General features: G+C 38.9%; 8 protein-coding genes and 1 pseudogene. 6 read left to right on the plus strand and 3 right to left on the minus strand.

What is annotated here, in order from left to right; all coding sequences use genetic code 11:
* From CHI06_RS29890 to CHI06_RS18695, 4 genes and pseudogenes are all read left to right on the plus strand, one after another.
* On the plus strand, positions 1-183 hold a 183-nt coding region (locus CHI06_RS29890; protein ID WP_179292682.1), incomplete at its 5' end, for a hypothetical protein.
* A 24-nt stretch (positions 184-207) separates the two neighbouring features.
* A complete protein-coding gene (locus CHI06_RS18685; protein ID WP_095250136.1) occupies positions 208-504 on the plus strand; it encodes a hypothetical protein in 297 nt (98 codons plus the stop codon).
* Positions 505-655: 151 nt separating this feature from the next.
* Positions 656-1,079 (plus strand): annotated as a pseudogene (fosM, locus tag CHI06_RS18690) (FosM family fosfomycin resistance protein).
* Positions 1,080-1,099: 20 nt separating this feature from the next.
* Positions 1,100-1,468 carry a YxiJ family protein gene (locus CHI06_RS18695; protein WP_095250137.1) on the plus strand — a complete coding sequence of 123 codons (369 nt, stop codon included), beginning with the start codon at positions 1,100-1,102 and terminating at the stop codon, positions 1,466-1,468.
* Between the two features lie 409 nt (positions 1,469-1,877).
* Here CHI06_RS18695 and CHI06_RS18700 read toward each other — a convergent pair whose 3' ends face one another.
* Together CHI06_RS18700 and CHI06_RS18705 are read right to left on the minus strand one after the other, a co-directional pair.
* Positions 1,878-2,339, minus strand: a complete 462-nt coding sequence (locus CHI06_RS18700; RefSeq protein WP_095250138.1) for a DinB family protein — start codon at positions 2,337-2,339, stop codon at positions 1,878-1,880.
* A gap of 173 nt (positions 2,340-2,512) precedes the next feature.
* Complete coding sequence (locus CHI06_RS18705) at positions 2,513-2,983, minus strand: DinB family protein (protein ID WP_095250139.1); 471 nt, start codon at positions 2,981-2,983, stop codon at positions 2,513-2,515.
* A 166-nt stretch (positions 2,984-3,149) separates the two neighbouring features.
* Between CHI06_RS18705 and CHI06_RS18710 the strand changes: the two genes are divergently transcribed.
* Both CHI06_RS18710 and CHI06_RS18715 read left to right on the plus strand, forming a co-directional pair.
* A complete protein-coding gene (locus tag CHI06_RS18710; RefSeq protein ID WP_142300976.1) occupies positions 3,150-4,163 on the plus strand; it encodes a serine hydrolase domain-containing protein in 1,014 nt (337 codons plus the stop codon).
* A gap of 94 nt (positions 4,164-4,257) precedes the next feature.
* Positions 4,258-5,880: an ABC1 kinase family protein gene (locus CHI06_RS18715; protein WP_095250141.1), complete on the plus strand. Its 1,623-nt coding sequence runs from the start codon at positions 4,258-4,260 to the stop codon at positions 5,878-5,880.
* A gap of 101 nt (positions 5,881-5,981) precedes the next feature.
* Here CHI06_RS18715 and CHI06_RS18720 read toward each other — a convergent pair whose 3' ends face one another.
* Positions 5,982-6,317, minus strand: coding sequence for a DUF3889 domain-containing protein (locus tag CHI06_RS18720; RefSeq protein WP_095250142.1), 336 nt, complete (start codon positions 6,315-6,317; stop codon positions 5,982-5,984).
* Positions 6,318-6,547 lie beyond the last annotated feature (230 nt).

The following is a 6,547-nucleotide window of genomic DNA, read 5'->3' on the forward strand; positions in this document are numbered from 1 at the left end:
TGCGATAGTGGAAGACGAGGATTGCTGCGGCGATCCTTTTTTGTACTTAAGCTAATAAGCAGGATACCTGGAGAAGGAAAAATCTTAATTAATGTAGAACTGGTAATGTATATTGAAATTCAATCAGCTGCCAAACGGCGCTTTCTTTTTGAAAGACAGGTTTTTGAAGAAGAACTAGGATAAAGAAAAGTATTGTTGGGGGTAAAAATGAAACCAATTCAATTGATAGAACTAACCAAAAATGTAAAAATTCTTTTTTCTAATAACCTCATAGAATTATCATCAAGACGAAAGAAAGAAGTTGAAGACTTTTGGGAAGAAATTAACCAGCAAAACTCTTTTCATAGGGGAGAAGTTTTTAATGTTCAAAGTATTATTGAACAGGAGAATTCGTATAAGATAGTACTTAACTGTACTGATTATGCTCACTATTTACATACTGTAAGAAACCATATTACTGATGATGAGGGATGTAAAGTTGTGGTGAATAGTAGAACCAAATGAAGATGAGGCGGAGTCCGTGATTCATAGACTTGTTACTATTGTTCAAAATAATTTAAGGGGACAAGGGGACGGTTCTACTGGTTCCGGCATTAAACAAAAACCATGAGAACCGTCCCTACGGTTTTTTAGAAGTCTAAATGGAGGTGATACAATGCCAGTAAAAGGTCTTAATCATTTTTTATTTTCAGTATCTAATCTAGAAGATTCTATTGAGTTTTATAAGATCGTGTTTGATGCAAAGTTGTTAGTGAAGGGGAGAAAAACCGCCTATTTTGATTTAAATGGGTTGTGGCTTGCTCTTAATGAAGAAAAAGATATTCCCAGAAATGAGATAAAACACTCATACACACATATAGCTTTTTCAATAGAAGAAGCAGAATTTGAAAATGTGTACCATAAACTAAAGGAATTGAATGTAAACATCCTGAATGGCCGCCAAAAGAGACGAAAAAGATAAAAAGTCTATCTACTTTACTGATCCTGATGGTCATAAGTTTGAATTTCATTCAGGTACTTTACAAGATAGACTGGATTATTACAAAAAGGAAAAAACGCATATGGAGTTTTACGATTAATTCAATGATCAGGTGGGAAAATGGAGAATATCATAAAACAATTAACCGAAATTAAATCCAAATTAGATAAGTCATTTCCATATAGAGTTTGTGGTCAAATCCAAGAGGATTTTCGAGATGAGTTTTTAAAGTTATCACAACAAGATAACAGTTTAAATGGTGATTTTAATGATTTTTGTATGAATATCGCTGGAACCCTAAGTTATGTGCTAGCTGGGAAAACAGATAGAATTCCAAAATGGCAGATAGCGATTTTAGAGATGTCATTTTTTGACCGCTTTCAACAGTATAAGTTTTTGGAATATGGAATTAGCAGCTATAAGGAATTTTTTGAGGAATATACAAACTTTGAAGAAACAAGAAAATTATTGCTGCAAGTATTGAAGTGAGAAATTCCGGGATTGAATGAGGGGCTTGTACAACATACGAAGTCTTTAGTCCAGGAGGAAATAAATGAAGGCTTGGAGGAATTTCTCTAAGCCTTTTTCTACTTTCTATGTCCACAATCTACGCACTCATCTGTAAAATAGCTGATTTTATGGTATCTACGAAAAAAACAAAGTATAGCTTTTAATTTCCTCATATAAAAGACTCCTCTAGTTGTTTTTTTGAATGGTATACAGCTAATCATACACAATCAACCTTAAACAACGATTACAAACAAATTAAGAACTAGGACAATACAATTAAACTCAACCTTAAACAACGATTACAAACAAATTAAGAACTATGACAATACAATTAAATTAAAGTTCCAAAAATACATCAATTAATCTATCGCAATATTACTCTATATCCTTATTTCATGCATTTCTTCAAATCAAGAATGGTTTGTAAATTCATACCTTCATGAAAAATCGTACGGATGAGGACTTGTTCGATTGTATGCATACCCATTTCTGTTGGAGGAAACTCTTCTTCTAAACGGTCACCGTATTCTGCTTTGATTTTAGCTGGCTGTTCTTTTAGTAATTTCTTTAACTCTTCAATGGTAGGTGTCTCCTGAGTGAAGTTGGCGGGGGAGGTCCCATAGCCAAACCAAGCCTTAAATTGTTCAGGAACTCCAGCTTTTTCTTTTGTAACGGCCTGGATCCATAGATACTGGTCAAGATAGATATGCCCGAGATTCCAGCGGATATTATTATTGAATCCTTTTGGAATCACTTCTACTTCCTCTTTTGTTACATTTTCCAGTACACCTAATATGTAGCTTCGATAGTTTTCTAATTGGGTAAATAATACTTCATGGCGACTTTTCACCTGCATGCCTCCTTTTTTCAATAGCATTGTATTCGATAAATGTAATAGACTTCCTGCCACTTTTTCCAAAAAAAAATAACTGACTTTGGTTAAGTCAGTTCATGTGACGCGAGGTGCTGCCTCTCGTCTAATATAGTATATTCAAGTGCATAGAGATGCGTTACAACAATCTACTATATTTTACTCTGCTGATACGCTTCCCTTACTCTTGCAATCTGGGCGAGATGTCCTCGGACATGATCAACGCGGTATTCTAGCAATTGTAAAAGGGTGAATGGACCAGCATCAGCATATATCCCTACCCGCTCCCATTTTTCTGGCGGCAACTGCATTAGAATAGGCAGCATGCTGGAGCGCAGCAATTGGAACAGAAGAAGATGTTGTTCGGAGTCCAGATTTTCATAATCCAAGCTATTCGCCCATGCATCCTGGTCAAATGACATCAAAAGCGGAGCCTCCTCCGACAAAACCTTTTTCATCCGCTGGGTTGAGACCAATTCGGAATCTGCCACATGGATGAGAATCTGATGAATGCTCCATTTGTTAGCTTCAGGCTTAAAACGAAGCTCTTCCTCAGACAACCCCTCGGTGGCCTTCTTCAGCAACTGATATCCATAACGATATTCTTCAAGCAATTTCTCCATGTTTGACCCTCCCTAGGGGGCATGGGGACGGTTCTTGTGTTCTCTGATGGAAAAAGTATCCATTTTTATTACCAGTAGAACCGTCCCCATGGACACCAATGTAATCATAAAGGAAATAAGTAAGGGAATATAGAATTAAAGATTAGTAGAAAGGTGTGTGACTTCTATTTTTCAAAAATTAATATCGTATGTAGAAGATATAAAAGAACGTAATCACAGCAGTGGAGCAGCACTCGTGATCATCAAAGACAACAAAATCGTCTTAGAGCACTATATCGTCTACCATTCCAACATAGCTCATTCTCGTCCCATTGATGAAAACTCTCGGTTTAATATTGCTTCAGCAAGAAAAAGCTACTTAGGTTTAGTTATAGCGTATGCTCTATATGAAGGCAAAATGAACAGCTTGGATGACCTAGCAGCGCGGTACTTTGAAAATTTGGATCAGGAGCTGCTAGGGAAAACGACGATCAGGCATTTGGTTACCCATTCTCACGGTTTGCACCAAAAGGCGGATGGAACAGTTTTTCGTGAGTTTGAGCCTGGTGAAGGATGGGCGTATAGAGGGATTAACGTTGTTATGATGACCGAGCTAGTGAACAGGCTTTATGGAAAAAGTTTTCCGGAACTCCTGGAAGAAAGAGTGTTCAAGCCATTAGAATTGAAGGAAACAGCTTGGCAAACGGAACGTAGTGAAAAATTGGTCCAGGTCATTGATGATCCCAGCGAGCCTGCCTCCTATACAGTAGGCCGTACGAAGGATGGAATGGGATCAAACCTGCACACCTCTGCCCGTGAGTTTGCACTATGGGGAAATCTCCATTTGAACAATGGAATGAAGATTGTACCTGAAGAAGTGATTCAATTGGCCACTCAAGTTCAAAGTCCACGTTATAAAAATAAAGATTCGCCAAAAAACGGATTGTTCTGGTATGTCCAAGGCACGCCCGCTCTAAAAAGTGAGTTGGGCGAAAGAGTGCCAAAAGGTTCGTACCAAATAATAGGCATTACCGGGCCAACGCTTTTAGTGATTCCAGAATACAACATCGTCGTCGCAAAAATGTATAATAAAAGATACAACTACGGGGGAAGCAATTACCTTCATTACTTAAGGGGATTTAGTAATTTAGTGGGGGATACGTTTTCGCTGAAAGAAGGAGGACCGGGGGGACGGTTCTAGTGGTTTTTATGGAAGGAATATCCATTTTTCGGACCACTAGAACCGTCCCCGTGGCACCGTGGCAGCATCCGCTGAAAGAAGGAAGGGGAATAGGTTGAAAACGAGAAATAAGCTGGTCCGAATGTCAAAGGTGCTCTCGATGGCTTTTGTGATCTTCCTGCAAATATACTGGTATAAACTTCGTCGAAAACCGAAGGAAGAGTGGGAAAAACTTTGGGGGAAAATAGGTGAACGGTATCGTAATACCCTATTTGAATTAGAAGGCTTATTGATTAAAGTCGGACAATTTTTGAGCACACGGGCTGATTTGCTGCCGAAGGCATTTATCAGTCAAATTGAAGATCTGACAGATAAAGTTCCGCCGTCTGACTGGAGTGAGATTGAGAAAATTCTAGAAAACCAATGGGGAAAGTCTCTTCATGAAAACTTTCTATCAATCGAAAAAACAGCAATTGCCTCTGCCTCAATTGGAGAAGTGTATAAAGGGGTCCTAAAGGATGGGACAGAGGTTGCGATTAAAGTTAAACGGCCATATATCGACAGCATTGTCCAAACAGATTTCCGAGTTTTAGCGATTATCATTTGGTTTGCTGATCATCTCGTGCCGATTCCAAAAGGTTTTATTAACTTTAAGGTCCTCTATCAGGAACTTAAACAAGTAATTGAACGAGAACTTGACTATACGATGGAACGCGATACCATCTTGTTTTTTAGAGAACGGTTGAAGGATATGGATATCGTCAAAATTCCTTCTGTTTATTCGGAGCTTAGTACACCGAATGTACTGGTCATGGAATGGGTAGAGGGGATTCGACTCACCGATATCGAGGGATTGGAACAGGTACCAGTCAGTCGCCAAGAGCTGGCTCAAAGGATGATGAAGGTTTTCCTTCCTCAATGGATGGAGCCAGGAAAGTTCCATGCAGACCCACATCCCGGGAATGTTCTGGTTTCAAGGGACGGGAAAATCATTTTACTCGATTTTGGAATGATTGGCGAGATTAGCAAAAAAGATGCGGCCCATTTTCAGAACTTAATTGAAAGCTTTCTTTCGAAAAATTATTCCAAAGCGGTGGATAGTTTATCCCAACTAGGATTCTTGCTGCCGGAGGCGGATTCTAGAACAATGGAGAAGCTTTTGGCAGAGTTGGTCTCCTTCGAACCGGATCAATTAAAGCAAATGGATTTGCTTGCATTTAAAAAGGAGATGAACGATACCATCCAAGCGCTTCCGATTCAGGTTCCGACAAGATTTGTCTTTTTAGGAAGATCATTCGTTACGGTCGAAGGGATTATCCGTAATCTTGCTCCTGAAGCAGATCTCATGGACTTAGCTAAACCAATTTTTCTCGAGTGGTTGAACAAACAAGGGAATAATAAATGGTCCTTAATCTGGCAATGGATTCAGTCACAGCCTGTTTTTAAAATTTTCCATTCGGTAACGGAATTCCTAAATGCCCCCCAAAGGCTAGAAGATTTAAAAGAACTCGAACAAAGAAGACAATTTCAATTTATGATTTATGAAAATAATAAAAAGCATTTCTTTCAGTTACTGATACTTGGAATCATCGGAATGGCGGCGGGCACCTATACTTCTCACTCACTCATTTTGAACCTGGCAGCCGGAGGAACCGCTTTTGCTTTGGTTGGATATTATATTTGCGGACGTAAACAGAAAAAATGGATGAAGTACATGCATGAAAAAAGAAGAGATTAGGAAAGTGTTGTTTTTGGACCGTCGGGACGGTTCTAGTGGCTTTTTTAATGGAAGGGATATCCATTTTTCAGACCACTAGAACCGTCCCCATGGCTGTCTCATTATCTAGTTGTTTCCTGATAAGTGACGTTCGTGACTTGTTGGGTTTCATTGTTAAATTCAATATTTACATAAACACCGAATTCCTTTTGAGTATCTTTTAGCCAAAATTTGAATCGCTCGGTTGAGGTTTTCTGTCCACGAGTTCTTCCAACATAGAGGAAATCGACAACCTTGGCATTCGGATACTTTTCCTTCGTTTTATCCATCGCCAACACACTCCACTTCGCATAAGGAGGTATCGGTTTCTGTTGCGCATGTGCTGGGTGTTCGAACTGAAATGGAGTGACAAGGGTTGAACAAAAAAGTATCGATAGACCTATGATCAGCTTTTTCATGTAAAATCCCCCTTTGTTGTTCTGTTATCATGGCATTCAAAGCAGTAAATTATGTACCGGACCTCATAAATGGGTCATGAGGCCTATCTATATGGAACTTTGACTCGGTGTTGGTTCATGAGACCAATTCTAAAAAATCGTAATTGAGTTTGGGCTTCATGAAGAGTTCATGAGATCACTTATCAAAAATAAGAATCTGGTTCTTGAGGACAAATGGCACGAGCTACTAG

This window comes from Bacillus sp. 7884-1 (assembly GCF_002272245.1).
Classification (GTDB): domain Bacteria; phylum Bacillota; class Bacilli; order Bacillales; family Cytobacillaceae; genus Neobacillus.